Raw genomic sequence first — 25,488 nt, forward strand, 5'->3', positions numbered from 1 at the left:
TTCCTAAACTTCCATATAGTATTCTTTAGATGAAAGTTCTCTTAGTGTTACTTTTCCATTTTTTTCTTTGTTAATCTCGTTGACGTCGACATTCTTTCCATAGTGCGATTCACCTAAAGAAAGAACTTTTATCGGTGCTTGGTTATAATTATCTACAATATAGGGGGGGGGCAAATAAGGTCACTTCAATTTGAAACCGATTTTCTACACGACTAAATTTGACGTATAGTCAATCTATCTTATTGTCATAACAAACTGTAATCATATAACAGAGGATAGCTATATGGCAAATAAAATCGAGAAGGTTTCCAAAGGTTCCCCCATGGGTGTTCATGCAATTGGAGCCCCAAAGTCAAAGGTCGTATTCATTGTCGTTGAATATCAGGACAATACAAAAAGATCCATGACGTCAGACGGCAAGTGCGTTGGCTTTACAGAAGACAGTTTCTTGGTAAAGGTGAAAAAGGAATGGCGTTTCTACGACGCTGATTGCAATTTGATCTCAACCAAGGCTGTTGCTGAATTAGGTGAATGCGTCGAAGTGACCGACAAATTCTATCTGTTCGTCAAGGACGAAAACTACTTGACTGTAAATGCCTCTGGAGAAATCGCTCCATATCCCGACGAAAATTGGAGAGGCCTCCGTGTTGCAGACATTTTCCGCTTTGGTATCACCAAGCTGAAAAAGGCTTTAGAAAACGCCCGTTCAAATCAATAATTGATTAAAACAAAAGTCTACTCCAATTGGGGTAGATTTTTACATACACACATACTTGTCTTATCAACTATTTACAACAATTAAATATTTCGTAGATTTGAAAAAAAAAGAATTTCGTGATATATTTAGTTAAGAAGGTTTAATAAAACTCTACATACATTTTTATGGTTGGATATATGGATGAACAATTTCTTAATGATTTTTTTAATGCATTAGATGACGTCAGAAAGAAATATTGTGATATAAACAATAAAGCCGAAGCTGAATTCAACATTTTCAACATTCTTCATTTAGACACAAAAGAACTTATTCATTCCTCCTTTATTGCAGAATTACTAAATCCCAATGGCTCCCACAAGATGGGTAACAAGTTCCTGCAACTTTTCTATAAAGAACTTGGTTTAGAAATGCCAAATTCTGTGTCTGTGATTAAAGAATGCTCAACACAATATGGTCGTATTGATATTTACGTCAAATGTACAGAAAATGATTCTAAATCACTGATTATTGAAGATAAAATTTATGCAGATGATCAGCCCAATCAATTAGCTCGTTACCATGAGTATAATCCAAAGGCTGTTTTAGTGTATTTAACTTTAGAAGGAAGAGATGCAACTCCAAATAGTTTAGGCAGGTTAAAAGAAGATGATTATATAAAAATATCATATAAACAAGACATTACATCTTGGCTTGAAAAATGTATTGATATTTCAAAAGAAAAACCATTAATTAAAGAAACCATTTATCAATATGCAGTCTTAGTAAAACAGTTAACAGGCCAAACTTTATTAGAGGAGGAAAAAATGGACGTTGCAAAAGTCGCTTGTTGCAATGATAAACGAATGAGTCTTGTTTTCTATTTATTACAAAATGAAAGTGCCATATACAAACTTTTTGAAAATCGCTTGTGGCAAGAAATAGAAGCTGCTGCAGAAGAAACCGATTTGAAAGTAAAAAAAGAAAAGCCTCTAATTGAACGATATGCAGTTGTAACGTTTGAAACAGGATTAGATTATAATATTGTACTTAGTCCCCAAAACAATAATTTTACAGGAATTGTTTATGGAATACAGTCCGTAATTGACAAGCGACAATTATCTATAGAGAAAATAAACGAAATTCGAAATCTGTATAAGGAAATAATGAATATAGAGCCAATGAATCCGGCTTCATTCATTCTTCATAATTATTGGCAAAAATACAATAAATGGACATTCAAGCAATATGAGAGTGTTTTAAATGGAACTTTTAAATCTGATTTGAAAAAGTTATTGAATGATTTAAAAATTTGCATTCAGAAGATCAAGTAAACCTAATTATCCTCATATTTTCCCACAAGAGTCTGCCCGATTTCGAGCAGTCTCTTTTTTAATGAATCTGGCTTTACCACGTTTACGCCATTTTCTGTATGGAAAAGGATCCATTGCACCAGTTGGGAATTGACATTGACTTCCATGGTTACGTGTAGCATGCCCTTACGCTCCTTAATAACCATAGATCTATGATAAGGGCGCTCCTCTACGTATTTACGGGAAAGCAGAGGGAAGGTCAGCTCTATTTTTTCGGTACCGGGTTCACGGTCAAACAACGAAAGGTCTCGAACTTTTTTACGAAGAGCTTCTAAAGAAGCATTGTTCTCCACAAAGGTCTTTTGAATAATATCAACCGAAATAATGCGGCGTAGCTTAATGGCATACACATGCAACGGGTCTCCATGACTAACGCACCCGATGTAGATTTCATTCTGGTACAGAACCATCATTAAAGGCACCCTGTCAGAAATAATCTCTTCACCATAGGTGTTTTCGTAATGGGTGTGGATTTCGTGGTGGGTGCGTATTGCCTTAAGGATCGTATTCAGTTTTTCGTTGGCTGTCTCATCAATATCCGGCTGCATGCCCATAAAAAGTACCCTGGAACTGATGTCCCTGTATACTTCCTCCAATCTATCACGCTGTTTATAGGGTAGGTTCTTCTGTATACGTTCAAGCAGGTCCTTTATAAGGTCCGCCGTTCCCGGGTAAATGTTCATTATTCGCTGCAAAAATACAAACTGGAGCAAGACTTCTTCAAAGTTGGGGAGTTCCAGCTTGTCCATAACATTAAGGCCCGTTTTATAGGTCTTGTGAGCACCGCGGCCTTCGCTTATCACAAGGTTATTTGGCTGATTGACCAGGTCGTTCATATCGCGCTGAACGTTACGTCGTTCCGCTTCGGACAATCCCATGGCATGCATCATCTGACTCACCGAAAAGCTTTGCTTCGGCTTTGTCAGAAATTGAATAAGTATCTGAATTTGTCTTTCGCATTTTTTGTAATCAGCCATGATCACCCCTTTGTCACTCAAACGATAAAAGTTTTATGCGACAAGTATTGTCGTATACCTAATCTATACTTTTTATCAAAAAAAGAGGTGATTTATGAACTCAAACTACAAAAATGACGCAGAAAACTATACAAAAAGCACCTTAGATAGGCTTAATTCAGAAACCGCTTATGCAACCAAGCAAGAATCCAAGCTTAGCTTTTTAAACATCAAGATTATAGAGTACTGGATTCGTTTTATCCGAAACTATCCAAATGGTGATATGTCAAGATTCCTTGACGTGTACCTGGATGATGAATATCGCTGCTTTTTACTCAAGCAGGTCTACGAGACTTGCTCTAGCATGGAGTTCCTAGACAAGACAAATATTTATGTCAACATGAATCCTATGCCTCTTAGGGATGCTTTAAAAAGGTTTAATGAAACCAAGGACGGTAAATTATCAAATTCCATTATATCGACCTTTATCATCAAACCCCCTGATCACTCGGTAAAAGGATTAATGGGGGAGGCTGTAAAAAGGTGTGCATACAGCCGTGTCAATGAAGGGTTTAATCCAGAGGACATTTCTTTCAAAAGTGCACTTGAACTCAAAAAGATTTTCAATCTTTCAAATGAAGCCTTGGAACTGGTTCTTTACCTTTGGCTTAAGGATCATAGGAATATGTTCTTTAAACTTTACCGAAGCTATGGCGAAGAACGTGATTCTAATTTTGACCCTCATACACGGGGGACTTTCGAACGTGTACTTATGTTGACTGGTTTGAACATCGAAACATTGCATAAGCTTTGTTCCGAAGACAGTCCGCTGGTTAAATTCAAGATTATCGGAACACTGGATAATAGCGATGACAACGTCCCCGATAATACTGTCTGCCAGAAAGAGCTTTACCTAAACAAGGATATTTCTGATTTTCTCTATGGTTTTTCAACCAATGCAAAGATTTTGAACTTTAAAGAGGCTTCAAAACCTGTAGTTTCTTTTAGTCAAATTTGTAAGCAGAATTCCAAGGCTCTTTATGTAATGGAATTTCTGAAAAAGCATTTTGAATGTTCAAAGGATAAGCCATTACATATTCTTTTTTATGGCCGCGAAGGTACCGGCAAGACAGAACTTGCTAAGGTGCTTGCTAGTGAGCTTGGTATGCGACTTTTGGATGTGGGTATGGGTGACGAGAATATGGACAACATGACCCGTCTAAACAATCGTATTCGTTCTTTGTTGATGGCCGATTGGGAATGTCAAAAGGATGGGGGCTTTATTCTAATGGATGAAGCAGACCAGGTTTTGAATTGTGCCGAAAAAGGGTATTTGAACATCCTTTTTGAAAACATAAAAACACCGATTATCTGGATTACCAACAGCATGAATTCCGTTACGAACAGCACTCGTAGGCGTTTTAATTACGCCCTGGAATTCAGTTCCTTTGGCAAAGAAGAACGTTTGTCCATATGGAAGTCTGTACTTAAGGCAAACGATGCGGAGTGCATGCTCACCGCTGATCAATTAAAGTCTATCGCAGAAGAAATTCCTGTAATGGCAGGCACTGCAACCTTGGCTATACAGCAGGCTAAACTTTTAAAAAACAATTCTGCTTTCGATGTGGTGCGAGAAGTCGCTACTGCCCATGCAAAACTTTTGGATATTCCTATATCTGCAAGAAAGAAATCTGCATCAAGCCATCTTTATAACACAGAGTTCATCCATTTTGATGATGAAACTTTTGATTTACACGCTATTGAGCCAATGCTCAAAAACTTCAACGAAATGTGGAAAAAATCCATAGATTCGGGAACACAAGAAAATGTAAACATTCTTCTTTATGGTCCTCCCGGTACAGGAAAAACAGCATTTGTTGAATACATCGCCTCTATATTGATGGGGCGCGAACTGGTTGTGAAACGAACCAGCGATATTTTGGGAAGATATGTGGGGGAGACCGAAAAAGGTATTCGAGATGCCTTTGAAGAGGCTGAAAAAACGCAGTCCATATTATTCTTGGACGAAGCAGACAGTCTTTTGGAAAGCCGTCAATCTGCAGAAAAGCATTGGGAAATAACTCAAGTGAATGAGTTCCTATGCCAAATGGAAAATTTCAATGGATTGTTTATTGCTGCCACAAACAATTTGTTTGCTTTGGACTTAGCAATACGCAGGCGTTTCCAAATGAAGATTGGCTTTGGGTATATGAATCAAAAGCAGATTGAACTGGCTTGGAGAACTTTCTTTGGTGAAATTCCGTGTTGTGCAAAGTGTGTTGTGTGCCCTCGGGACATTTCTGAAAAAACAAATCTAACCATAAGTGATTTTGCATCGATAAAACGAAAGATTCGTTACATGCCAAATGATTCTTTGAGTTTGAATTTGATTTCAGAAATGATGACTGAAGAAATCGCCTGCAAGGATGAACATCGTGGTAGGCGCTTGGGTTTTTAGGAGAGTTTTTTAACAAAGGATGAATGATGAATAATTTCGTAAGAATAGTCGGTTTAGGAACTTCCGGAGCCAAGGTTGTAAATGATGTTTGCAAGCTTTGCGAACAAAAAAGTCTTATGAACGTAGACTTTCACACGATTGACGTGGGTGCGGATCAGTTGGATTTCGAAAATTGTTGCTGCCCCAGCTTCAAAGCCATGACAAATAACAAATTGATGATTATTGTCTGCGGTTTGGGAGGTCTTTATCCATACAATAAATTACTTCAATTGTCACGCAGCGCAAAGGCAGCGGGATGGCGAGTAGGTCTCATCATGAGCAGTCCATTTGTATTTGAAGGAAGCGAACGTAAACAACGTGCAGAACTTCTTAAGAAAACAATTTGCGATGCGGTCGACGCAAGGGATTTCTATACGGTATTGGATTGTAATCAAGTCCTTAAGGGCGAATTGTCCAAAGAATGCTTTAATACAATCTATTTGCAGGTAGATTCGTTGATGAAAAACTGCGTACTATCTTTGCTATGGTTATCTAACGAAGATGGAGTAATTTCTGTAGACTATGATGAATTTTGCAAAGGAATCGGTCCAAATGCTTGCTTAGAATACAAGGGCGTAAACTTAAGCAACGCAATTAGTCTTGAAAAAATCAACATTCCAAAGACTAAGATTTATATGGTTGTGGTATCTCACAATTGCGATTATACTATCCAGGAATTCTGTGATGCTTTGGAAGGCATTCAACATGCTGTAGAAAAAAATACTCCAAAGGAAGAACTCTGCTTTATGTGCAGTGCAATGCAATTGCCAGGAACATGGAGTCCCTATGCTCATGTATGGTATGTTAATGCATCCTGAATAAAATGCTCGGAAAATCTTGGTGATTGATATAAAAAAGCCTGCCGAGATGAAACTCGGTAGGCTCTTTTAAATTTGGATTGAGGGATGCGGCGCTCGGCTTGCACATTACTCCCATGGCGCTTTTCGCCTTACGGACGCTTACGCCTGCGGCTCCAGCGTCTGCCCTTCGGCTCACCAATGAAAACATGCAAGCATGTTTTCGCTGGATTCGGTTTACTCCCATTCAATGGTTCCGGGGGGCTTGTGGGTGACGTCGTACCAGAGGGAGCCGGCGCCTTCTGCTTCGAACTTGCGCCAGAGACCTGCAAGCATGCCCTGGTCAATTTCTGCGAAGTTGGCGGTCATGGCTTCGGTGGAGTTCACCGGGCGCATCACGATGCAGGGCTTGCCTGCGGTGCGCAGCGGAACGGATACCACAGGCATCTGCCAGATTTCTTCGTACAGCTTGTTTTCCTGCAGGAAGGTGGTGCAGATGTCGTCGAACTTACGCAGAGTATCGAAGTTCTCGCGGGTGGCGTACTGTTCCACAAGCTTCGGGTCTTCATCGGCCACGGTACCGATCTGATAGATTACGCGGTTGATGGCCTTGAAGCGGTTTGCAAGTTCGGTGGAGAACTTTTCGCAGTCCTTCCAGGAGAGACCAGCGGTCGTCAGCAGGAACGGCTGTGCATAGGTACGGCCATCGCCCTGAACGCCAACGCTCTTGATGGGGAGCATGCGGCCAGAAATGTTATTTGCCTTCAGGTAGTCGGCCAAGGAGCCGCCCTGAGAGTCCTTCACGTCTTCAAACTTGACCATGTCGTCGGTCAGGACGCCATCGCTGCAAAGCAGACGGACGCCCAGACCCGGACCCGGGAAGGGGTGACGCCATACAAGGTTGTGGGGAATGCCCAGTTCTTCGCCCAGGGCACGGACTTCATCCTTGTAGAGGTCGGCCAGCGGTTCCAGCACAAGGCCCTTTTCCATCAGGTCCAGAACTTCCTGGACGCGGTTGTGGTGGGTCTTGATCTTGTCTGCATTCTTGGTGCCACCGGATTCGATGGTATCGGGGTAAATGGTACCCTGGGCCATCATCCACTGGTTGGGGTCAAGGTTCAGCTTGGCCATTTCCTCGTCCTTGACGACAAGGAATTCCTTACCGATGATGCCGCGCTTGGTTTCAGGAGCGGTAACGCCCTTGAGCTTTGCCAGGAAGTGTTCGCTGGCGTCGCGGATCTGAAGGTTGTTCATGCCTTCGGCCTTGAGGAAGTCCATGATCTTCTGGGATTCACCCAGACGCATCATGCCGTTATCCACGTGGAGGCCAAGAACCTTTTCGGGGCCCAGCACGCGGTTCAGGAGAACGAATGCCACCGTGGAGTCCACACCGCCAGACACCAGGAGGAACACCTTGCGGTCCTTCACCTGTTCCTGGATACGGGCGGTGATGAGGGGCAGGTAGCTCTTCATGTTCCAGGTCTTTTCAGCGCCGGTAATGTCGATGAAGTTTTCGAGAAGCTTCATGCCGAACTTACTGTGGGTCACTTCGGGGTGGAACTGAATGCCGTAGATCTTGCGTTCGTCGAAAGCGACGGCTGCGATTTCGCAGTCCTTGGTGCTTGCCACGATGCGGTAGCCTTCGGGCAGCTTGGTCACCTGGTCGCCATGACTCATCCACATGGGGGAGGCCTTGGGCAGGTCCTTCAAAATCGGGCACTTTTCGTCGCCAACAATCAGGTCGGCGATGCCGTATTCCTTTACCTTGCCCGGTTCAACGTGACCACCCAGCTGCTGGGCGATAAGCTGATGACCGTAGCAGATACCCAGCTTGGGCACCGGCAGGTTCAAGATTTCGGGATTGTATTCCGGAGCGTCGGCTGCATAAACGCTGGAGGGGCCACCGGAATAGATGATTCCCTTGACGCCTTCCAGTTCGGAAACGTCGCAGTTTGGGGAATGAATTTCGGTGAAAACGCCGAGGCGGCGGACACGATTTGCGATCAGGTGGGCATACTGGCCACCAAAATCAAGAACGGCAATAGTATCTACATTCTTCATACGGGGGTAAAGATAGAAAAAATATTTATCAAACAAACCCCTTCTCTAGGCGATCAGCGATCCGATTATCCACTTCATATTCAAATCAGCAAGGTTCGTTTTCTACGGTCGCATCAATCATCTCCAGATCGTTCATCGTGCGTTCAAGCTGATCGGCATTGGCATTCTCGATATCAAAGGAAATGACGATGTCGATACCGTAAGCGTCCGCCTGGCGGATAAATTCCAGCATCCGTCTTTTCAATTGCCTGCGGAGAATTTTCGTTTTTGATTCGCTCAGGAGCAGGTCTCGATGGGGTGCCATTTTGGGTGTGATCGGCACAAAAAGTCAATTATATGGGTTATTTATTTTAGTCCGTTAGATTTTTTTTGGGGAAAACATATTATTTTCCTTTCTATAGACGCTTTTAAGAAGAGCGCACAAGAACTGGAGAAAATCATGATTTTATGCCCCAACTGTTATGCCGAGATTACTGACGCCACAACTCATTTCTGTATGAATTGTAAAAAGGCGCTCCCCTTGATCAAGGGCTGCAAGAAATGCCATAAGGATATTTCCTTCAATTTCAACTACTGCCCCCATTGTGGAGCCAACAACCAGGATATTCTCCCGCCCGAAAAGTTGGAAGAGCTCAACCGTATCGCCAGCGAAGCCAACAAGGTTTCCAGTGAATTTACCGACCCCCGTGACGGCCGCACCTACAAGACGGTCATCATCGGCAACCAGGAATGGATGGCAGAGAATCTCGCATTCGTGGTAGAAGGCGCCAACCCGTACAACAACAGTTCCGAAAAGGCGACCACCTACGGCCTGCTGTACACCTGGGAACAGGCAAAGCTTGCCGTACCCGAAGGCTTCCGCCTCCCCACCCGCGAAGATTTTGTCGAACTGGAAAACTTCTGTCAGAAGAGCACGGGCCTGCAGGCAGGTACAGCCCTAAAGTCCAACACAGAGCACTGGTGCGAAACCGGCATGCTTGGGACACGTATTCCCGGCCAGGACTCATTCGGATTCAAGGCATTGCCCGCAGGATCCCAGAGCAGCCTTAAGGTCTTCAACTATCTGAACAATTACGCCTACTTCTGGACCGACGAAGAAAAGGACCAGGAAAAGGCATACTTTAGACATTTGAGTTACTACAACGAAACCTTCGCCGAACTATCGTCAAACAAGAATTGCAAGTTCAGCGTCCGCGCCATCAAAATCAAGTAACAGTCTCACAAAGGGAATCGTCATGAACAGCAAGTATCTAAGTCTACTGGCCGCATTCCTTATTGCTTGCAGCGGCGAAAGTTCCACATCGGCCAACGGAAACTCCGTCGACATTCCCTCCCAGGGTGAACCCACAAACAACTTCGTTAGCGAAGATGTGTCTTCTGTCGATTTCGCTTTCGACAGTTCCCCTAACTTCGAAATGGAAAGCGGAGTGATACACGTTACCAGCGGCGACGGCAAGGCAAACAAAAGTATCAGGAACTGGATCCTCAGTGCCAACTACACACGCTTTGTGGCCTGCGGTTTTGTGGTTCAAATCAAGATAGGCGACAACATGAACTATGCAGGCATTCAGCTGTTCAAGAAAAACAGTTATGATGACTACCGCTTTGACGTCCACGCCGACGGAAAGTTCACCATCAACGACCCCGGCAAGAACATTTTGAAATTGTCGGCCGATTCCTCATTCATCAAGATCGGGGAATTCAACCAGGTCAAGGTACAGACAACCGATTCCGGCAACTTACAGGCCTTCGTAAACGGTCACCTGGTCAAGACCATAGACAAGAATGACCTGGCCTTTGACTTGACCAACACCGACAAGATCGCCGTCGACTACAACGTACTGTCTACAGCAACAGAAAAGACCCCGGCCGAAGCCTGGGTCAAATTCGAGTCCATGCAAAATGTAAAGGACTAGGCTTATTCCGCCTTGGTAGCCTTAGCTTCCTTGGCGGCCTTTTCTTCTTCCTTAATTTGTTTATGCAGTTTGCGTAAAATTACCGGAGAAAGAATCACTAGAGCGACGCCCACAGTCACAAAGGAATCCGCCACGTTAAAGGTGGGAAATCTTGTCATGATGAAGTCGGGGAAATCGCAGTCGATAAAGTCTACCACCATCTGCAGGCGCATACGGTCAATAAAGTTTCCGATGGCGCCACCGATGATCATCACCACACCAAGGCGGCTCAGGTAGTCGCGTTTGTCGATGCTTCTGTAGAACCAGAACAGCACCACCGCAGCCACAACAGAAATCAGCAAGAAGAACAGCCAGGGCGGCAAGAAGGGCATCAGGTCCTGGGGGCGGCTACTGAAGGCGGCACCCTTATTGAACACCAGCTGGAATCGGGCCAGTTCGCCAATCACGTTAATGATTTCATGATTGGGAGCGCCGGTTTCGTTGGTGAATCGGGCCAAGGCCCACAGCTTGGTAAGCTGGTCAGAAACGATACTAAAAATGATAACCGCAATATGGAACGGCAACTTGTTATAGAACTTCATTAGGTTCGAACCTCTTTAAACTTTCGGTCGATCCACTTATCGCTGTAGAAATGCTTCATGGTGGACTTCACAATCTGCTTGACGGTATCGCGGGAAATCTTCACCTTCTTGTCGCTTGCGAAGATGGCGGAGCCGTCGCCGATCAACTTCATGTTTTCGGCGGCCATGAACAGGGGCCACAGGCAGAACAGGCGGGTACGCATCTTGATGTTGGGAATCAGCTTGGTATAGGCGATGGCATCATCCAGATGACACCAGGCCTTCTGCACCAGCTCACCCATGACGGCAGCACGACGCTTTTCGAAGTCGGCAGATCCTGCGGATCCTGCAGCGGGAGCGGATCCTGCAGCGGGAGCGGAACCGGCCTCGCCCACGAACATGTCGTAGCTATGGGCAAAACCGTGCCTGCGGCAGATTTCTTCGGGAACAAAGCACACGCGGCGTTCAGAATCTTCGCGGCAGTCCTTTACGATATTTGCAACCTGCAGGGCCAGGCCGAAGCTAACATCCAGCTTCTGCATTTCGGCCTTGCGGGCGTCGCTAATCAGGCAGGTGTCTGCGGCAAAAAGGTGAGTCAGCAACTTGCCGACGATACCTGCAACATAGTAGCAGTATTCATCCAGATCGCCAACGGATTCCAGAGTGAACCAGCCGGAGCTGAGGGCGGCTTCCTGACGCTTGGCAAACTTGGCCATACCACCGCACATTTCAACAGTCACATCACGGACCGGAGCGGCATAGACTTCGGGCAGTTCCTTGAGCAGGGGAACCACCACATGGGTATGCAGGCACAGATCAAAATAAGGTTCCGTAGCGCGGGCACGCCAGCTGGCCGGCAAAGAACCCTCGAATTCAGAAACGGCCTCTTCACGCAGTTCAGCGGATCTAAAAATCTTGGCGAACTTTTCCAGTATGACTTCCTTTTCCGAGGCAACCATATCAGGATCGTCTTCTACCGTATCGGCAATTCGCAGATACAGGTAGGCAAGCAAGATGCTCTTGTGCAGCTTACCCTTCAAGACATTAATGTTCAGGGCGAACGTCCTGGATACCTTCAGCAGGATGTCTTCGGAATAGGCCCATGCCTCCTTACCGGTCAGCACAGCCTCGCCCATACCAGCCTGGTCGAGAATGTTAGACATACATGGTCTCCGCGTAAATGTCGGGGGGAATCTTCTTAGTCTTGGCCATGGCGTTCACATACTTCCACAGACGACCATGGGCCTCGGCATTCTTCAATTTCTTGGTGTAGCTCCAGACAGTCTGATTCTGTACGTCAGCCTCGTTCCTGAAGTTTCCCTTGACTTCGTACTTGTAACGCACCTTGCGGTACTCAAGGAAGTAAGCACTCTGGTAAAGTTTGGCCGTTTTGTTCTTGGCGGCCCTGCAAAGAACAAAGCCAACCGCCAAAAACAGGGGCGAAGAAGCAAAACCCATGTACCATGGGGAATCAGTCCACCTATTTACGATCCAAATGGCGGGAAGCGCCGACAACAGGGCCGCAGCCAGGGTAAAAACCTTGTCGCACAGAGCCCAATAGCCCTTCCAGGCCGGGATGTAGGCCCATTTTTGGCCCTTGCGCATCTGACTTTTAAAATAAGTGGGGTAAGAAATTCGATTAAACCAACGATAGAGGCCTACCCAGGCAAAAATCGGGGTCCAGAACCAGTAATCCAAACTAGAAAGAATGTCCATAACACGGCAAATTTAAAAAATTCCGCATAGGGGCACCCCTTGAAGCCGGCGCCAAGCGCCCCAAAAAGCCGGCTCCCCCACCGGCCCGATAGCCTAACTTATTGAATATCAAACAGTTATAGCCCAATTTTTTATAAAAATTTTCCCATTTTTTAGCAAACTTATCAACAGTCCATCCAATTTTTACTACATTTATAAGCCAATTGTTGATAGATTTGTATTAAGCGTTGCTGCTTATCGAGGAAGAGGAAGATCATGACAGTCGAATGGGAAAGATGTTTGAGCTATCTCCATGGGATGCTTTCGGACACAGTCTTCAAGACATATTTTGCTCAGACCAAGTTGGTCAACCAGACCATCGGTCACGCTGTCATTTCGGTTCCCCACGGTCTTGATGTTGCAGTCTATGCCGCCTACAAGGCACTGATCGGCGTCGCCTGGAAGGAAGTCAGCCACGACGAAACTCCCATGGAATTTGAATTCCAGAATCAGGAAGCGGCTCCCCAGCCTACCGTAACCGCCGTCCGTGACGAAAGCAACAGCATTTTCAAGTCTAGCATCCCCCTATCTAGCAGTTTCCGTTTTGAAAACTTCGTGCCTGGCGACAAGGCCCAGCTGGCATTCAACGCCGCCCTGTCTGTAGCCCGCAACCCCGACGGCACCCAGTACAATCCGCTTTTCATTTACGGCCCCTCCGGCCTGGGCAAGACCCATCTGCTCCAGTCTATCGGTAACTACATCCTGGAAGAAGACCCCACAAAGCGAGTCCGCTACCTGACTTCCGAAGACTTCTCCCAGCAGTACATGAAGTGCCTCCGCGACCAGCGCATCACCGAAATGAGCGACTTCTACCGCAACGAAGTGGATATCCTCCTGATCGACGATATCCAGAACTGGTCCGGCAAATACGAACTTCAGAACGAATTTTTCTCCATTTTCAATGCCCTGCATCAGGGCGGCAAGCAGATTGTTCTTTCTTCTGACGCTCCCGCAACCGAAGTCAAGAACCTGTCCGACCGTCTGGTCAGCCGTTTCGCCTGGGGCCTTACCGTGGACATCCAGCCCCCTGACGTCGACACTCGCGAAGCCATTCTCCACAAGAAGGCCGAAGAACGCCACCTGGAAATCAGCGACGAAGTTCTGCATTACCTGGCAGAACATATCGCCAGCAACGTCCGTGCATTGGAAAGTGCCATTATCAAGCTGACTTTGCAGTCTAGCCTCATGAGCCACGACATCGATATGAATATCGCTCAGAAGGTGGCTACCGAATTCGCACCTAACCCCCGCCGTCGCGTCAGCCTGGACGCCGTTCTCCGTGCCGTTTCTAACCAGTACGAAGTTCCCGAATCCAAGCTTATCGAATCCGGCCGCGGAACCAAGGAAATTTCCAAGGCTCGTCAGGTCGCCATGTTCCTGATGCGCGAATGCTCCCCCATCAGCCTCCAGAGCATCGGTTCCCGCTTCGGCGGCAAGGACCACTCTACCGTGGTTCATGCCATCAAGAGCATCAAGAAGGAAATGGAAACAGATCCCAGCTTCGCAAGAATGATCGAGAATCTGAAAAATTCCATTCACGACTAGGTCTTTTCAAGACTTGTAAAACGCGAGGAAAAAATCCTCGCATTTTTTTTGCAGACGAATTTTGCAGACGAATTTTGCAGACGAATTTGCAGACGAAAAAAGCGAGGCTGAACCTCGCTTTTTAAACTTTTAGCAGGCATGGCACCGGCGCGCAGGCACGTCGTCGTCCAAGACAGAGAGAGATTACTTCTTGGCTTTCTTGCCCTTGGCGGCCTTGGGTGCAGCCTTAGATTCCTTAGCGGCCTTGCCCTTCTTGCCCTTGACATTCTTGGCAGCCTTCGGATCTTCAGCAGCAGGAGCAGCAGCAGCTTCGGCGGCGGCATTCACACCGGCAGCCTTTGCAGAATCAGCCTCGGCCTTGGCCTTTTCTTCGGCGGCCTTCTTGGCGGCAGCTTCAGAAATCTTTGCCAGACTATCGGCCACAACAGCGGCACGTTCTGCCTTGATTACATTGGAATCGGCGATGGCAGCATCCTGCTTGCGGATAGCCACGGCTTCTTCGGCAATGGCCAGAGCATCGTGAGCCTTCTTGGCTTCCTTCTTGGCCTTTTCAACCTGTTCCAGAGCGCGGATAGCGATCTGACGCGGGTCGCGGCTCAGAGAATCCTGGATCGGGTCGGGGCAGTCCATATCAACCTTGCCCTTCTTGCCATTCCAGCATTCCATGGTGCCCTTGGGCATACCCATGTTGTAGGCGCCCCACTGCTTTTTCTTGAGACGTTCTGTATAGCACACAGAGGAACCGGGAAGCCATTCATAGCAGGTATCCTTCACAGACCAGAAAGTAATCATGCCGTTGGGCAAACCATCCTTGAAGACACCGCCGAAGTCACCAAAGTCCACAAAGCCATCCAGGTTGTTGGCATTGTAGGTAATGGCCAGGTTCTTCTTCTTGAAGGGGTTGAACACGGTTGTACGGCCGTGGAGACCGCCACGCTTGGTGGAGACTTCAGCCATGACAAAGCCCTTGTCGCTGAGCATACGGACAGTACCGTCAACATAGCCCTGCTTGTAGGGGACTTCAAGGTGCTTGAAGTAGTAAGGCTTTTCGGCCTTGTCCATGACGCTGGACTTATAGAAGACAGCCGTACCTTCCTTCATACCATTTTTATAGTTAGCGGTCCATGCCACCTGTCCCCATTCATCACCTTGCTTAGAAGGATAGTTGGGGTCGTTCATGTAACCGATTTCTTCACCCTGCAGTATGCCCTTGTCGTCTACGTGGCGAACATTTTCCTTATAGCCGTTGTAGGCAAAGCCGGTCAGTTCGTTTCCATCGAGGCAGCGGGCATCACTAAAGTCGTTAAAGCGAGCGATAGTTTCGGGAAGCAACTTCTTGGGCAGGCCCTTCATGTGGAAGATGCCGGAGTTGTTCCAGTCGGCGCTATTAGGGAGATCGGGGCGACCATGCACGTTCAGGAAGCAGGTAATTTCGCGGGCACGTTCCTTGCGCTGGTTGAAGTATTCGCCAAAGGGAGTCATATCCCAGCCTTCATCAAAGACCAGAGGCACGGCACCGGCCAGAGGATGACCATCGACGAATTCAGACAGGGCAAAAGCGGTCTGACGCACGTTATCCATGCACTGTTCAAGAGCCTTGCCCTTGAGGCAGGATCCGTCGTCGCACTTCATGACGTGCGGCTTGGGAAGGTCGTAGACCTTGAGAATCTGTTTGGGATCATCGTTACCGCGCCAGCCAAAGCCGCCATTTTCGCGAACTTTGAAGCAACCACAGATGCCGGAATCGTCTGTAGCCTTCAAACGGGCCTTTTCAGCGGGAACAAGGGCGCTACCCTTTTCCATCCAGCAGTCAAAATATTCAATATGGGTGGCATCGGGAGCAGCGAAGGCCTGAGAAAGACCAAAAACAGCACCGAAAACTAACAAGGAACGATAAAATCCGAATTTCATGCCCCGAATTTAGATTTATATAGCGAATTTGTACTGTAAAATTTGTTTACAAGGGGGTAAAACAGCTAATTTTTTGCAAGCGAAGGGGATTCTCTGCCTTTAGGACAGGGCCTTGGCAAGCATCGGCACAACATCAAGCTTGCGACTCAGGCGACGTTCGCAATAAACAATGCCTTCCCGCTTAGATTTTCCGAAGGCACGTTCTGCAGTGGCCTTGGCAAACCGGGCAGACGAACTATCTACACCGCCATAAAGCATGTAGGTCTTTTCTTCAAAACCCACACGGCAGAAAACCATATTGCATCCCGAAGCCTTGGCTACGTTAGGCATTACCGCCAACAGCCGATCCGCAAATTCATCGATGGTTGAAACGTCACGCCAATCCAGGCTACCCAGGCGGAACTTGGCGGTTCCCATCACGTAATCCTTGGCATCGGAATTAAAGATGTCCTCGTCGGTCATGGAACTAAAGTCGTGGGCAGCCTCCACCATTCCGTCAAAAATTTCAGACGCCTTCTGGCGGGCACAATCCTTATCCAGATTCCAGTCGCGGGCCAGCATTTCCAGCAGGTCTTCGTAGATGGCACGGTCTACATCAGTCACGGTCACCTTCTTCAGGTTTAACGTATCCGACAGAAGTCCCGCAAAAAGAATCTTCGCCACCTCAGACGTAATTTCGACATCAAGTTCCCTGTAGCTTGTATACACGATACTGCAGGTAGAACCCACAGGCATATACTTGGCATAAAGCAGTTTGGATTCCGAAATGTTTCCGATACCGTGATGATCCAGCACCTGGAGGATTCTTGCATCGCGGGCCCCGTCTACGGCCTGGGCGTAATCGCTGTGATCCACGAGAATTAGACGAGCAGGTCCGCAGTTTCTATCCGCTAACGAACAAGACGAAACGCTAGGCAAATTTTCGGGCAGTTCAATTCCCAGAACCTTAGCCACAAACAAAGTTTCGTTGTTCGGCTTTCCGGCCATCTTGGCCTCGGCCTTATATCCCAGAGACTGCATCAGCTTGGCATAAGCCAAGGCTGACATCACAGAGTCACCATCGGGAGACTTGTGTCCAATGACAACCGCTCCCTCGCCCCAGTCCAGCGCCTTTAAGGCATCGCGGTACAGGTTCCCCATTTTGCGCCCGCTTATTCGCCCATGTTCTGGGAAACGTTCTTCAAGAAGTCTTCCATGAACTGGCCATAAAGTTTAGAAATGGACTGGGCCACATGCTGGGGCTCGGAACCGTCCATGGTCAGTCGTTCGTTGTATTCCTTTTCAAAGAGCGGAGCGCCTTCGGTCTTGCGGAAGGTCAAGGTCATATCCAAATGGGCGTAACGGCTGGAGCCTTCATCCACTTCTTCGATAGCATCGATGTTGCCCAGAATTTCGTAGTCGGGCTTGGCGGTTTTTGAACCCTTGGCAAAGAGGCCGCTCTGGTCGATGTACTTTACAGCAGTCTTGTTCAGCATCTGGTCGGGGCGAGAGGCCCACAGGTCCAAATCATAGAACATGAAGGTGTAGGCGGATTCGCGGTATACGATGTTGCTGCGCTGGTATGCCGGGTCAATGGTAAACTTGCGGACCTGAACGGTCTTGGAAGCATTGCCAGCACCTACAGTGCCAATGTTTTCTACATCCACCATGTAATAGCGGGTTGGTTCGCTGGAACCACCGCCAATGCAAGCGGTCATCATGCCGGCCACGAGGCTTACCAATACGGCGGTCAGGACTTTAACAAACTTCATTTTCAAACCTTCCTTTTACAGTCTGCAGGCCTTACCCACAGTCATCATAAAAATTTATTGTCTACGGCTCTTGTTTTCGGAACGGATAAGGGCAGAGGGATTATTCTTGATCTTCTGGCTAAATTCATCCAGATTTTCAAGCACGGTGTTCAGTTCCGTCAGCACGTCGCCCACCTGATCCTGGTTGTTGTAGACCATCGCATCCAGACGCTGGGCCAGCTTGTTGATGGACTCCATGGCCTGGGCAAGATTGTCGTTCATGCTCTTGGTATCGATGGCATCAAGCTTTTCCTTGAGCAGATCCAAGTTCTCGCCAGCCTTGGCCGCGATCTTTGCTTCTTCGACGCTGGCCATGACAGACTTCATGGACTCGGCGGCAGCCTGCATGGATTCAGCAGTCTTGGTCACGCTTTCGATGGGCTTTGCCATTTCGCGAGTGGTGCGGTTCAAGTTCGCAGACATGTTGGCCATGTTCTTCAGAGTGATGCGGATGTTCTCGGCATTCTCTGCAGTAAAGACGCTGCTAAAGTTGGAGAGCAAGGTGTCGACCTTTTCAACCATGCCGCCAGCCTGGTCCGCAAACTTATCGAAAGAAGAAGCTTCTGCAGGAACAAAACCGCCTTCCTGCAAATTAGGTTCGCTAAAGTGACCACCCGAAAGAACGATGTGCTTTTCGCCAGTGAGGGAAAGACCGTTGGTCATGCCGGCACGGGTACCCGGCTTAATGGGAGTTCCATGCTTCACCTTGAAGCTCACCACCACCTGATCCAGGCTAGAGGAATCGATCTGGATTCCGGTGACGTTACCCACGTCGATACCGTTCAGTTTGACCTTGGCTTCGTTATAAAGACCGATGACCGATCCCTTGAACACGGTGTAGTAGTTGTCGTATTCGGCGCTAATGAAGCGATTCAGCACATAACCCAAAAAGGCGATAATCAGCGCCAGGCATATGAACATGAATACGCCAAGTTTGATTCTTTCAGAACGAGTGGTTTCCATCTAATGCTCCGACTCAGTCAATAAAATTAAAGTGGTAAGTGTCATCGGATTTCGGTTCCTTTGAACTCTTACGGCTAAAGAATGTCTTAAGAATTGGATCTTCGGAATCCAGGCCCTGCTGCAAGGTGCCGTCAAAATGGACGTAGCCTTCCTTCAAATACACAAAACGGTCACATACGATCTTGATGCTTTCCAGTTCGTGGCTCACGATTACCATGGATACGCCCAAGGTGTCCCGCAGTTCCAGCAGAAGTTCATCGAGAGAGTGTGCGGTTACCGGATCGAGACCCGTAGACGGTTCATCGCAGAACAGAAGTTCCGGCTTAAGTGCAATGGCGCGGGCCAGGGCAGCACGCTTCTTCATACCGCCAGAAAGTTCCGAGGGATACCTATGGAAGGCATGCAGCAAATGAACCTTTTCCAGACGGTCGGCAACGATGGCTTCCATCTGGCTCTTGGGCATATAGGGCATGCTGCGTTTCAGGGGAAGCATGGCGTTTTCGGCTACAGTCAAGTCCGAAAGCAGAGCGCCACTCTGGAACAGCACGCCGGTACGCATACGGGTTTCGGCATCCAGCCCATCCTGGGCCCCGAAGGTCTTACCGAAATAGGTAATGGTTCCGCTCTGGGCCTTGTACAGCTTAAGGATGTTATTTAACAAGGTAGACTTACCGCATCCCGAACTACCGAGAATCATACGGATTTCGCCCTTGCGCACACCGAAGGTAATGTCGTGGAGGATAGTACGTCCACCGTACCCCGCCTTCAGATGATCCACTTTGAGAATTTCGTCCATAACTGCTCCCTAGTAGAAAATGAAGGCAAAAAGTGTATCTGCAATAACAATGCTGGCAATGGAAGTCACCACGCTAGAGGTTGTCGCTAGGCCGACGGCTTCGGCGCCGCCCTTGGCATTCAAACCTTTATTACAGGAAATAAGAGTAACAAGCCAACCAAAAGCAAGAGCCTTAATGGAGCTCTTCGCAAACACCATGGGGTCGATCCCTTCGCGGATCCCCTGGAGGTAGTTGGTAAAGGTAATGTCGCAGCAGAAATAGCCAATCAGGAAGCCGGCGAAACATCCGAAAATGGAAGCGCAGAAATTCAAGATAGGAGTGCAAACGCTCATGGCCAAAAATCTCGGAACCACCAGATACTGCACCGGTGAAATAGCCATGGTCTTGATAGCCTTCACTTCTTCGCAAACAGACATGTTGGCAATTTCAGCCGCAATCGAGGAACCAGAACGGCCTGCAAGAATGATGGTGGTCAACAGCGGACCAATTTCAGCAAAAATCAGGAATCCAAGACCCGAGGCCAAATAAGAACCGGCACCGATGGTATTGAGCATCACGGAACTCTGCAAGGCCATGGTCAAGCAGACCAGCGCCACCATCAAGAAGCAGATTCCGGTAGCCTCGCTACCCAAGCGGAACATCTGCTTGGCCACGCCGCCAAAACGAAGCTTGCCCTTGTCGAAAGGTCCCAGGAAGGTCCAGTAAATGCACATGTTCAACAAGATGAACACCTGCACCACTTCCTTGATGAAGTCAAAACCCACTCCACCCAAGGCCTCGAAAACATTCGTAGTTTCGCGACGGTCTTTTTCGGGAATGGTAAACTTACGCAGGTCAGACAGATGCTGCTTAATGTCATCGTTAAAATGGAGCAGCTCCAGACGGTTTCCAGTCTTGGCAGAAACCTCGGCCAGCAGGGCAAAAAAGGCATCACCGCTATAGTCCATGAAGGTCATTTCAGAACCATCAAGACGAAGAGCTCCCTGTCGGAGCGCCCTTCTACACGAGCGCAGCAATTCCTTGCTGTTTGCCGCCGTCAAATTTTGCGGTAATTTCATTTCTGTCTGCATCTACGGAGGTCAAATGTAGAAAAAAAATTTTCAACCTCTTGGCATACATTCTATATTTGGGCGCAATGAAATTTGTCACAAAGATTTTCGCCATATTCTGTATGTTCTCCCTGGCCCACGCCCAGGATGTGCAAGACGACTTCCAGCGATTTTCATTGGTACCGGTACTGGGCTACACCGAAGAAACGAAACTACAGTATGGTGCCATGTTCCTTCTGTTTCTAAGACCCAATGAAGGGGGCGACAAGGTTCACGAAATCGGACTTACGATGTTCCGCACCACCCGCGACCAGATCCAGGTCAACATCGAGCCCATCTTCTACCTGTTCCACGACAAAATCAGCGTCTGGACCATCTTACGTTATCAGGACTGGTTCGCCAGCTATTTCGGCGCAGGGAACAACCCCGACATCGACATATTCACCAACTACGACCGAGAACTATTTTATCTAGAATCCACCTGGGAATCTTCCATCGGCATGCCCAGGGGAATCAAGTACGGCGTTGTATTCCATTTTGAAGACTCTCAAATTGACTTCAACGAAAACCAAAGCGGTCTAGAATTACCAGACACCCATTCTGGATGGCGCAACGGCATAGGCTACACCATCAGCTACGACTCCCGATACAACATCAACTGGACAAAGCACGGATTCCTGGCCCAATGGAAGCAGCAATTCTACAGCGACAAGCTGGGAGACTACACCTTTGATGTTGAATCCATTGATTTGCGCGGTTACACCAAGTTACTCTGGGGAGCCACCTTCGCCCAGGGATTACTCTGGCAGCGCACCAACGGAGACGTTCCCTTCGACATGCTGGCCGGCCCCGACGGGGTCAAGCGATTCCGCGGAGTAGAAAGCCGTTACTTCAACGGCAACCAGGCCATTATTTCCCAGTCCGAAATTCGCAAGTACTTCGCCTACCGCGTGGGAGCCCACCTATTTTTTGAAAGCGGTAAGGCAGGCGATTACTTCAGCGACCTTTGGCGGAACAAATGGCACAAGTCCCTGGGCGCAGGCGCACTGCTGGGGCTGAACCTAAGCGAAGGATTATTCGCCCGAGCCGACTTTTCATGGGTAGACTTCGACCACCTGGGAATTTCTTTTAACGTACGCCAGGCCTTTTAAACGCAGGCAATCTGACAGGTAAAAAAGATTATGGAACTTTGCAGTCACAAACACACTAGCCACATAGAAGTCCGCTATTCCGAAACCGATCAGATGGGCATCGTACACCACGCCGTTTACCCAATCTGGTTTGAACAGGCCCGACTGGAATTTTTCAAGTCCCTAGGTTCCAGCTATGTTGAAATTGAAGCACAAGGGTACGCCTGCCCGGTTTTGGAACTGACAGTCAGGTACCGCAACTCCACCCACTTCGGCGAGACCGTGGATATCGACACCACCCTGGAACGCAAGGGCAAATACCACTTCAAGTTCACCTACAAGCTGAGCGTAGAGGGCAAGCTGTGCGCCACAGGAACTTCGGAACATTGCTTCCTGAAAAACGGCAAACCCACCCCCGATTTGCCGGAACAGGTGAAACTTTTATTCCCGAACGGCTAAACGCCCCCATTTTATCTATAAATTTTCAGGAAAACTAAAACTTTTTCCAAGAACTCATACTAATTTTATGAACGGTGTTAGCAAAGGGTTCTTGAATGAAAAAAAATGCTTGTTATATAGCATCGGTTTTTGCCGTATGCCTTTTACTCGCCGCCTGTGACGACGAACTTTCGTATTACAATCCGAATATCGTCTCAGACGATTCCCTCACCGAGGATTCCCTAGAAGTCAACCAGACAGACTCGTCACAAAAGCCTTTTTTCAAAGACTTCCTGCAAAGTTTACCTTCCAGCGCGCAGGTATCCAGTTCTTCCCAATATAGCGAGCCTTATCAGCCCGAACAAGAACCATCCTCTTCCAGCTATTTCCTATTCGACGAACCTGCCCCAGAAAGTTCCTCTAGTTCATACCAGTTTAACGAACCTATCGTGGTAATCCCATCTAGTTCAAGCAAACAGATGAGCACGGAATGCGAAAACATCCGCGCCACAAGGGACCAATTCCACCAGTTGACCGATGTGGTAAACTGCGTCATGGAAAACGAGAAGGTGGCCTACGTCATAAGGCATGCCGAGCGCAATAAGAGCAGCACGGGTACGGAGGGACGTCTAAACGATAACGGCCGTGAACAATCCGTTACACTGGGCGAAAGACTGGCACCCCTTGGCCCCATTTACTTTATGCATACCAAGGTCTACCGGACTATGGAAACCGTGCTGAAAATCGCAGAAGGAAAAGGCCAGGAATTTTCAGAAAGTTCCATCCCCTTTACCGCCACCTCCGCAGACGATCACGAACAGAGAACCGACCTGCTGGACAGCTATTTCATCAAGGATGAATCCCAGGCTAACGCCTGCAAGAATCAGCATAGCTGGAGCTGGTCCGCCTATTCCTACTTCGCTTACGAGGAGGACGTCTCAAGAGAATGTCAGGCCGGATTCTACGACGTAGACGACCGCATCCAGGAATTCATCAAGGACAACTTCACCTACAGCAAGATGCCCGACATCACCATCGCCATTTCCCATGACCAGTTCCTGATTCCGTTCATCATTTCGGTTTGCGAACGAAATACCATCGACCTGCGATTCCACAAACACGAAAATGAAGAAAGCCGTTACGACTACTGGATCAACTACCTTACCGGCGTTGCCATTATCGTAGACGAAAACGACCAGGCAATCACCATCCCGGTTACCGCCATGGAAGATCCCTACCTAAGAGTCTTCCCGGAAAAATAAAAGCGAACACCATATGCAAATGCATAAGCAAAAAGACCCGGGCTAAAACCCAGGTCTTTTTCGCAAAATCAGATGCTGACCTCCGTCAGCATGACCTATTGGGGTCGCTAGACCCGTGCGGTCATTAAAGGAGGTGCCGAGCGTTTTTCGAACTACAGCAAGTGAGCGCGGAGTTCTTCGCCGCTCTGTTCGCTCAAGTATGCAGGAGGAACATCGAGAACAGTGAAGCAACCGGTCTTGCCTTCAGCCTTCATGCGGAGAGCTGCGCGAGCAAATGCGATAACAGCTGCAGTGGTGAATTCCGGATTGGAGTCCAGTTTCAGGCTGTATTCGATCACGTGGGTGTGTTCGTTGTTCATGCCAGTCTTGCCAGTACGGATCACGAAACCACCGTGAGCGAGACCGCTGTGATTCTTGTTGAATTCTTCTTCGCTGATGAAGTTGACGGTGGTGTCGTATTCATCGAAGTAGTTCTTCATGGTCTTGATTTCGTTTTCGACGTAGGCTGCATCAGCACCTTCTTCAAGAACCACGTAGCAAAGGCGGGTATGCTTCTGACGGGTGGTCAGTTCAGGCATAGAACCGCTGCGGACAGCATCCAGAGCTTCGGGAACCGGGCAGGTGTACTGCTTGGCGTTCTTCACGCCCTTGATGCGGCGAACAGCGTCGGAGTGACCCTGAGAAACGCCCTTGCCCCAGAAGGTGTAGTCCTTGCCATCAGGGAGGATTGCGTTTGCATAGACGCGGTTCAGGGAGAACATACCCGGATCCCAACCCACGGAGATCATGGCAATCTTGCCAGCAGCCTTAGCAGCGGCGTCAACGTTGGCGAAGTGAGTGGGGATGTTTGCATGGGTGTCGAAAGTATCGATCACGTTGAACTTTGCAGCCATTTCCGGAGTCATCTTGGGAAGGTCGGTAGCGCTACCGCCGCAGATCACCAGCATGTCGATCTTGTCGGCCCACTTTTCGATTTCAGAAACGTTGAGAACGGGAATGTTCGGGGTCTGAATCTTGACAGTAGCCGGATCACGACGAGTGAACACAGCAACAAGTTCCATGTCCTTGGTCTTCTTGACAGCGCATTCGATGCCGCGGCCCAAGTTACCATAACCGAGAATAGCGATTTTTGCCATAATAAGTCCTTATAGAGAGGCTTTTTTATCGTTTATTTTAATTTTTGCGCTTGAAAAATAACAAAGAGTGAAAAACAAAACCACAAGTTTTTTGTCAATTTTTGGATAGAAAACACCATTTTTGACCACTTTCTTTACATTTTATGTAAAAATAGACATTTTTGCACTTTTCGTTTTACATTTTTCGTAAAGCAGTATTTTAGTCATTTTTGGGGTTATTTCCAGTTTTCACCGAGATCCCGCCACACCTGCAGTCATCAAGCGGGTTCGATATCCAAATTACCTTCCGCGTAGCGTTTCAGGACACTTGCCGCCAGGGTCTGATATGGGATCCCTACCCTATTGGCCTTCACCTTCAATTTTTCAATGACGACCGTTTCCACTCGCATGGAAATCATGCGTTTCTTGATTTCGGCACAAGCTTCTGCAACAGAACCGCAGTCCAGTTTCGTTCCCGCATTATCCCCAAAAGTTTCGTATTCCTTCTCAAAATCCAAAGCACTTTTTTTCGATTTACTTTTCTTCATAAAACCTCTACTTCAACGGGAATACCGTTACAAGAATATCCTCTACTGCATTATAAACAAGGCGATACTTCTTTCCGTCAATCAAGGCATCCGCCAAAAGAATCGATTCATCTTTGTCACTCAATTTCAATCCTAGCAGGCCTTCATTCGTCACAAAGAAATGAATTATCTGTTCTTCGGTTATGCCTCGTTCATGCATTCGTTGTTTTGCATGTTCACTGAATTTTATATTCATGGGCGATTTCTAATCGCTAACGCATAATGTTGAACTTTTTCAAAAGATACTCATTTGGTGTTAGGTAGTCAAGCCTTTTTCTTGGTCTATTGTTCA

The 25,488-nt window shown here is 47.6% G+C and carries 25 protein-coding genes; 10 read left to right on the plus strand and 15 right to left on the minus strand.

Features of this window, described 5'->3' with window-relative positions:
• The first annotated feature begins 283 nt into the window (after nucleotides 1-283).
• Nucleotides 284-718, plus strand: coding sequence for a hypothetical protein (locus tag BUB73_RS12985; protein ID WP_073286453.1), 435 nt, complete (start codon nucleotides 284-286; stop codon nucleotides 716-718).
• 176 nt (nucleotides 719-894) lie between these two features.
• A complete protein-coding gene (locus BUB73_RS12990) occupies nucleotides 895-2,028 on the plus strand; it encodes a PDDEXK-like family protein (protein ID WP_170932287.1) in 1,134 nt (377 codons plus the stop codon).
• A 2-nt stretch (nucleotides 2,029-2,030) separates the two neighbouring features.
• Here BUB73_RS12990 and BUB73_RS12995 read toward each other — a convergent pair whose 3' ends face one another.
• A complete protein-coding gene (locus BUB73_RS12995) occupies nucleotides 2,031-3,044 on the minus strand; it encodes a WYL domain-containing protein (RefSeq protein WP_073286500.1) in 1,014 nt (337 codons plus the stop codon).
• Nucleotides 3,045-3,138: 94 nt separating this feature from the next.
• Here BUB73_RS12995 and BUB73_RS13000 point away from each other — a divergent pair, with 94 nt between their 5' ends.
• Both BUB73_RS13000 and BUB73_RS13005 read left to right on the plus strand, forming a co-directional pair.
• Nucleotides 3,139-5,481, plus strand: a complete 2,343-nt coding sequence (locus tag BUB73_RS13000; RefSeq protein WP_073286459.1) for an AAA family ATPase — start codon at nucleotides 3,139-3,141, stop codon at nucleotides 5,479-5,481.
• 23 nt (nucleotides 5,482-5,504) lie between these two features.
• Entirely contained in the window at nucleotides 5,505-6,338 is an 834-nt protein-coding gene (locus BUB73_RS13005) for an FtsZ/tubulin family protein (protein ID WP_073286462.1), read from the plus strand.
• 216 nt (nucleotides 6,339-6,554) lie between these two features.
• Here the strand turns inward: BUB73_RS13005 and guaA are convergent, their stop codons facing one another.
• Together guaA and BUB73_RS17010 are read right to left on the minus strand one after the other, a co-directional pair.
• Complete coding sequence (gene guaA / locus BUB73_RS13015) at nucleotides 6,555-8,378, minus strand: glutamine-hydrolyzing GMP synthase (RefSeq protein ID WP_073286502.1); 1,824 nt, start codon at nucleotides 8,376-8,378, stop codon at nucleotides 6,555-6,557.
• Between the two features lie 85 nt (nucleotides 8,379-8,463).
• A complete protein-coding gene (locus tag BUB73_RS17010) occupies nucleotides 8,464-8,682 on the minus strand; it encodes a hypothetical protein (protein ID WP_139258415.1) in 219 nt (72 codons plus the stop codon).
• 135 nt (nucleotides 8,683-8,817) lie between these two features.
• Here BUB73_RS17010 and BUB73_RS13020 point away from each other — a divergent pair, with 135 nt between their 5' ends.
• Together BUB73_RS13020 and BUB73_RS13025 are read left to right on the plus strand one after the other, a co-directional pair.
• On the plus strand, nucleotides 8,818-9,591 hold the full coding sequence (locus BUB73_RS13020; RefSeq protein ID WP_175547678.1) for an FISUMP domain-containing protein: 774 nt from the start codon (nucleotides 8,818-8,820) through the stop codon (nucleotides 9,589-9,591).
• 22 nt (nucleotides 9,592-9,613) lie between these two features.
• The gene (locus tag BUB73_RS13025) at nucleotides 9,614-10,294 is read left to right on the plus strand and encodes a hypothetical protein (protein WP_073286468.1); all 681 of its coding nucleotides are present in this window, start codon (nucleotides 9,614-9,616) and stop codon (nucleotides 10,292-10,294) included.
• 2 nt (nucleotides 10,295-10,296) lie between these two features.
• On the opposite strand, the gene lspA is transcribed toward BUB73_RS13025, so the two are convergent.
• The 3 genes from lspA to BUB73_RS13040 are packed head-to-tail and all read right to left on the minus strand — an operon-like array spanning nucleotide 10,297 to nucleotide 12,570.
• Nucleotides 10,297-10,875, minus strand: coding sequence for a signal peptidase II (lspA, locus tag BUB73_RS13030; protein ID WP_073236605.1), 579 nt, complete (start codon nucleotides 10,873-10,875; stop codon nucleotides 10,297-10,299).
• Nucleotides 10,875-12,017 carry a squalene/phytoene synthase family protein gene (locus BUB73_RS13035; protein WP_073286471.1) on the minus strand — a complete coding sequence of 381 codons (1,143 nt, stop codon included), beginning with the start codon at nucleotides 12,015-12,017 and terminating at the stop codon, nucleotides 10,875-10,877. Before BUB73_RS13035 ends, lspA begins: the two co-directional genes overlap by 1 nt.
• Complete coding sequence (locus BUB73_RS13040; RefSeq protein WP_073160447.1) at nucleotides 12,010-12,570, minus strand: hypothetical protein; 561 nt, start codon at nucleotides 12,568-12,570, stop codon at nucleotides 12,010-12,012. The genes BUB73_RS13035 and BUB73_RS13040 overlap by 8 nt, the downstream gene beginning before the upstream one ends.
• A 255-nt stretch (nucleotides 12,571-12,825) precedes the next feature.
• Between BUB73_RS13040 and dnaA the strand changes: the two genes are divergently transcribed.
• Nucleotides 12,826-14,154: a chromosomal replication initiator protein DnaA gene (gene dnaA / locus BUB73_RS13045; RefSeq protein ID WP_073236598.1), complete on the plus strand. Its 1,329-nt coding sequence runs from the start codon at nucleotides 12,826-12,828 to the stop codon at nucleotides 14,152-14,154.
• 183 nt (nucleotides 14,155-14,337) lie between these two features.
• Here the strand turns inward: dnaA and BUB73_RS13050 are convergent, their stop codons facing one another.
• The 6 genes from BUB73_RS13050 to BUB73_RS13075 all read right to left on the minus strand — a co-directional run bounded on the left by BUB73_RS13050 (nucleotide 14,338) and on the right by BUB73_RS13075 (nucleotide 20,673).
• The gene (locus tag BUB73_RS13050) at nucleotides 14,338-16,065 is read right to left on the minus strand and encodes a toxin-antitoxin system YwqK family antitoxin (protein WP_073286474.1); all 1,728 of its coding nucleotides are present in this window, start codon (nucleotides 16,063-16,065) and stop codon (nucleotides 14,338-14,340) included.
• A gap of 99 nt (nucleotides 16,066-16,164) precedes the next feature.
• On the minus strand, nucleotides 16,165-17,205 hold the full coding sequence (locus BUB73_RS13055) for a DHH family phosphoesterase (protein ID WP_073286477.1): 1,041 nt from the start codon (nucleotides 17,203-17,205) through the stop codon (nucleotides 16,165-16,167).
• 11 nt (nucleotides 17,206-17,216) lie between these two features.
• The gene (locus tag BUB73_RS13060) at nucleotides 17,217-17,816 is read right to left on the minus strand and encodes an ABC-type transport auxiliary lipoprotein family protein (RefSeq protein WP_073236587.1); all 600 of its coding nucleotides are present in this window, start codon (nucleotides 17,814-17,816) and stop codon (nucleotides 17,217-17,219) included.
• A gap of 54 nt (nucleotides 17,817-17,870) precedes the next feature.
• Nucleotides 17,871-18,818, minus strand: coding sequence for an MlaD family protein (locus tag BUB73_RS13065; RefSeq protein WP_073160437.1), 948 nt, complete (start codon nucleotides 18,816-18,818; stop codon nucleotides 17,871-17,873).
• 13 nt (nucleotides 18,819-18,831) lie between these two features.
• Nucleotides 18,832-19,614, minus strand: coding sequence for an ABC transporter ATP-binding protein (locus BUB73_RS13070; RefSeq protein WP_073160435.1), 783 nt, complete (start codon nucleotides 19,612-19,614; stop codon nucleotides 18,832-18,834).
• Nucleotides 19,615-19,623: 9 nt separating this feature from the next.
• Entirely contained in the window at nucleotides 19,624-20,673 is a 1,050-nt protein-coding gene (locus tag BUB73_RS13075) for an ABC transporter permease (protein ID WP_254795030.1), read from the minus strand.
• Between the two features lie 77 nt (nucleotides 20,674-20,750).
• Here BUB73_RS13075 and BUB73_RS13080 point away from each other — a divergent pair, with 77 nt between their 5' ends.
• The 3 genes from BUB73_RS13080 to BUB73_RS13090 all read left to right on the plus strand — a co-directional run bounded on the left by BUB73_RS13080 (nucleotide 20,751) and on the right by BUB73_RS13090 (nucleotide 23,494).
• On the plus strand, nucleotides 20,751-21,815 hold the full coding sequence (locus tag BUB73_RS13080) for a BamA/TamA family outer membrane protein (protein WP_073286505.1): 1,065 nt from the start codon (nucleotides 20,751-20,753) through the stop codon (nucleotides 21,813-21,815).
• Nucleotides 21,816-21,845: 30 nt separating this feature from the next.
• The gene (locus tag BUB73_RS13085) at nucleotides 21,846-22,253 is read left to right on the plus strand and encodes an acyl-CoA thioesterase (RefSeq protein ID WP_073160431.1); all 408 of its coding nucleotides are present in this window, start codon (nucleotides 21,846-21,848) and stop codon (nucleotides 22,251-22,253) included.
• A 95-nt stretch (nucleotides 22,254-22,348) separates the two neighbouring features.
• Nucleotides 22,349-23,494: a histidine phosphatase family protein gene (locus tag BUB73_RS13090; protein ID WP_139259221.1), complete on the plus strand. Its 1,146-nt coding sequence runs from the start codon at nucleotides 22,349-22,351 to the stop codon at nucleotides 23,492-23,494.
• Nucleotides 23,495-23,646: 152 nt separating this feature from the next.
• Here BUB73_RS13090 and BUB73_RS13095 read toward each other — a convergent pair whose 3' ends face one another.
• The 3 genes from BUB73_RS13095 to BUB73_RS13105 all read right to left on the minus strand — a co-directional run bounded on the left by BUB73_RS13095 (nucleotide 23,647) and on the right by BUB73_RS13105 (nucleotide 25,392).
• Nucleotides 23,647-24,630: a diaminopimelate dehydrogenase gene (locus tag BUB73_RS13095; protein ID WP_073286485.1), complete on the minus strand. Its 984-nt coding sequence runs from the start codon at nucleotides 24,628-24,630 to the stop codon at nucleotides 23,647-23,649.
• A 257-nt stretch (nucleotides 24,631-24,887) separates the two neighbouring features.
• The gene (locus tag BUB73_RS13100; protein WP_101478955.1) at nucleotides 24,888-25,157 is read right to left on the minus strand and encodes a CopG family antitoxin; all 270 of its coding nucleotides are present in this window, start codon (nucleotides 25,155-25,157) and stop codon (nucleotides 24,888-24,890) included.
• A gap of 7 nt (nucleotides 25,158-25,164) precedes the next feature.
• Nucleotides 25,165-25,392, minus strand: a complete 228-nt coding sequence (locus BUB73_RS13105; protein WP_073286488.1) for a DUF4258 domain-containing protein — start codon at nucleotides 25,390-25,392, stop codon at nucleotides 25,165-25,167.
• Between the last annotated feature and the right edge of the window lie 96 nt (nucleotides 25,393-25,488).

This window comes from Fibrobacter sp. UWH6 (assembly GCF_900142465.1).
Lineage (GTDB): Bacteria > Fibrobacterota > Fibrobacteria > Fibrobacterales > Fibrobacteraceae > Fibrobacter.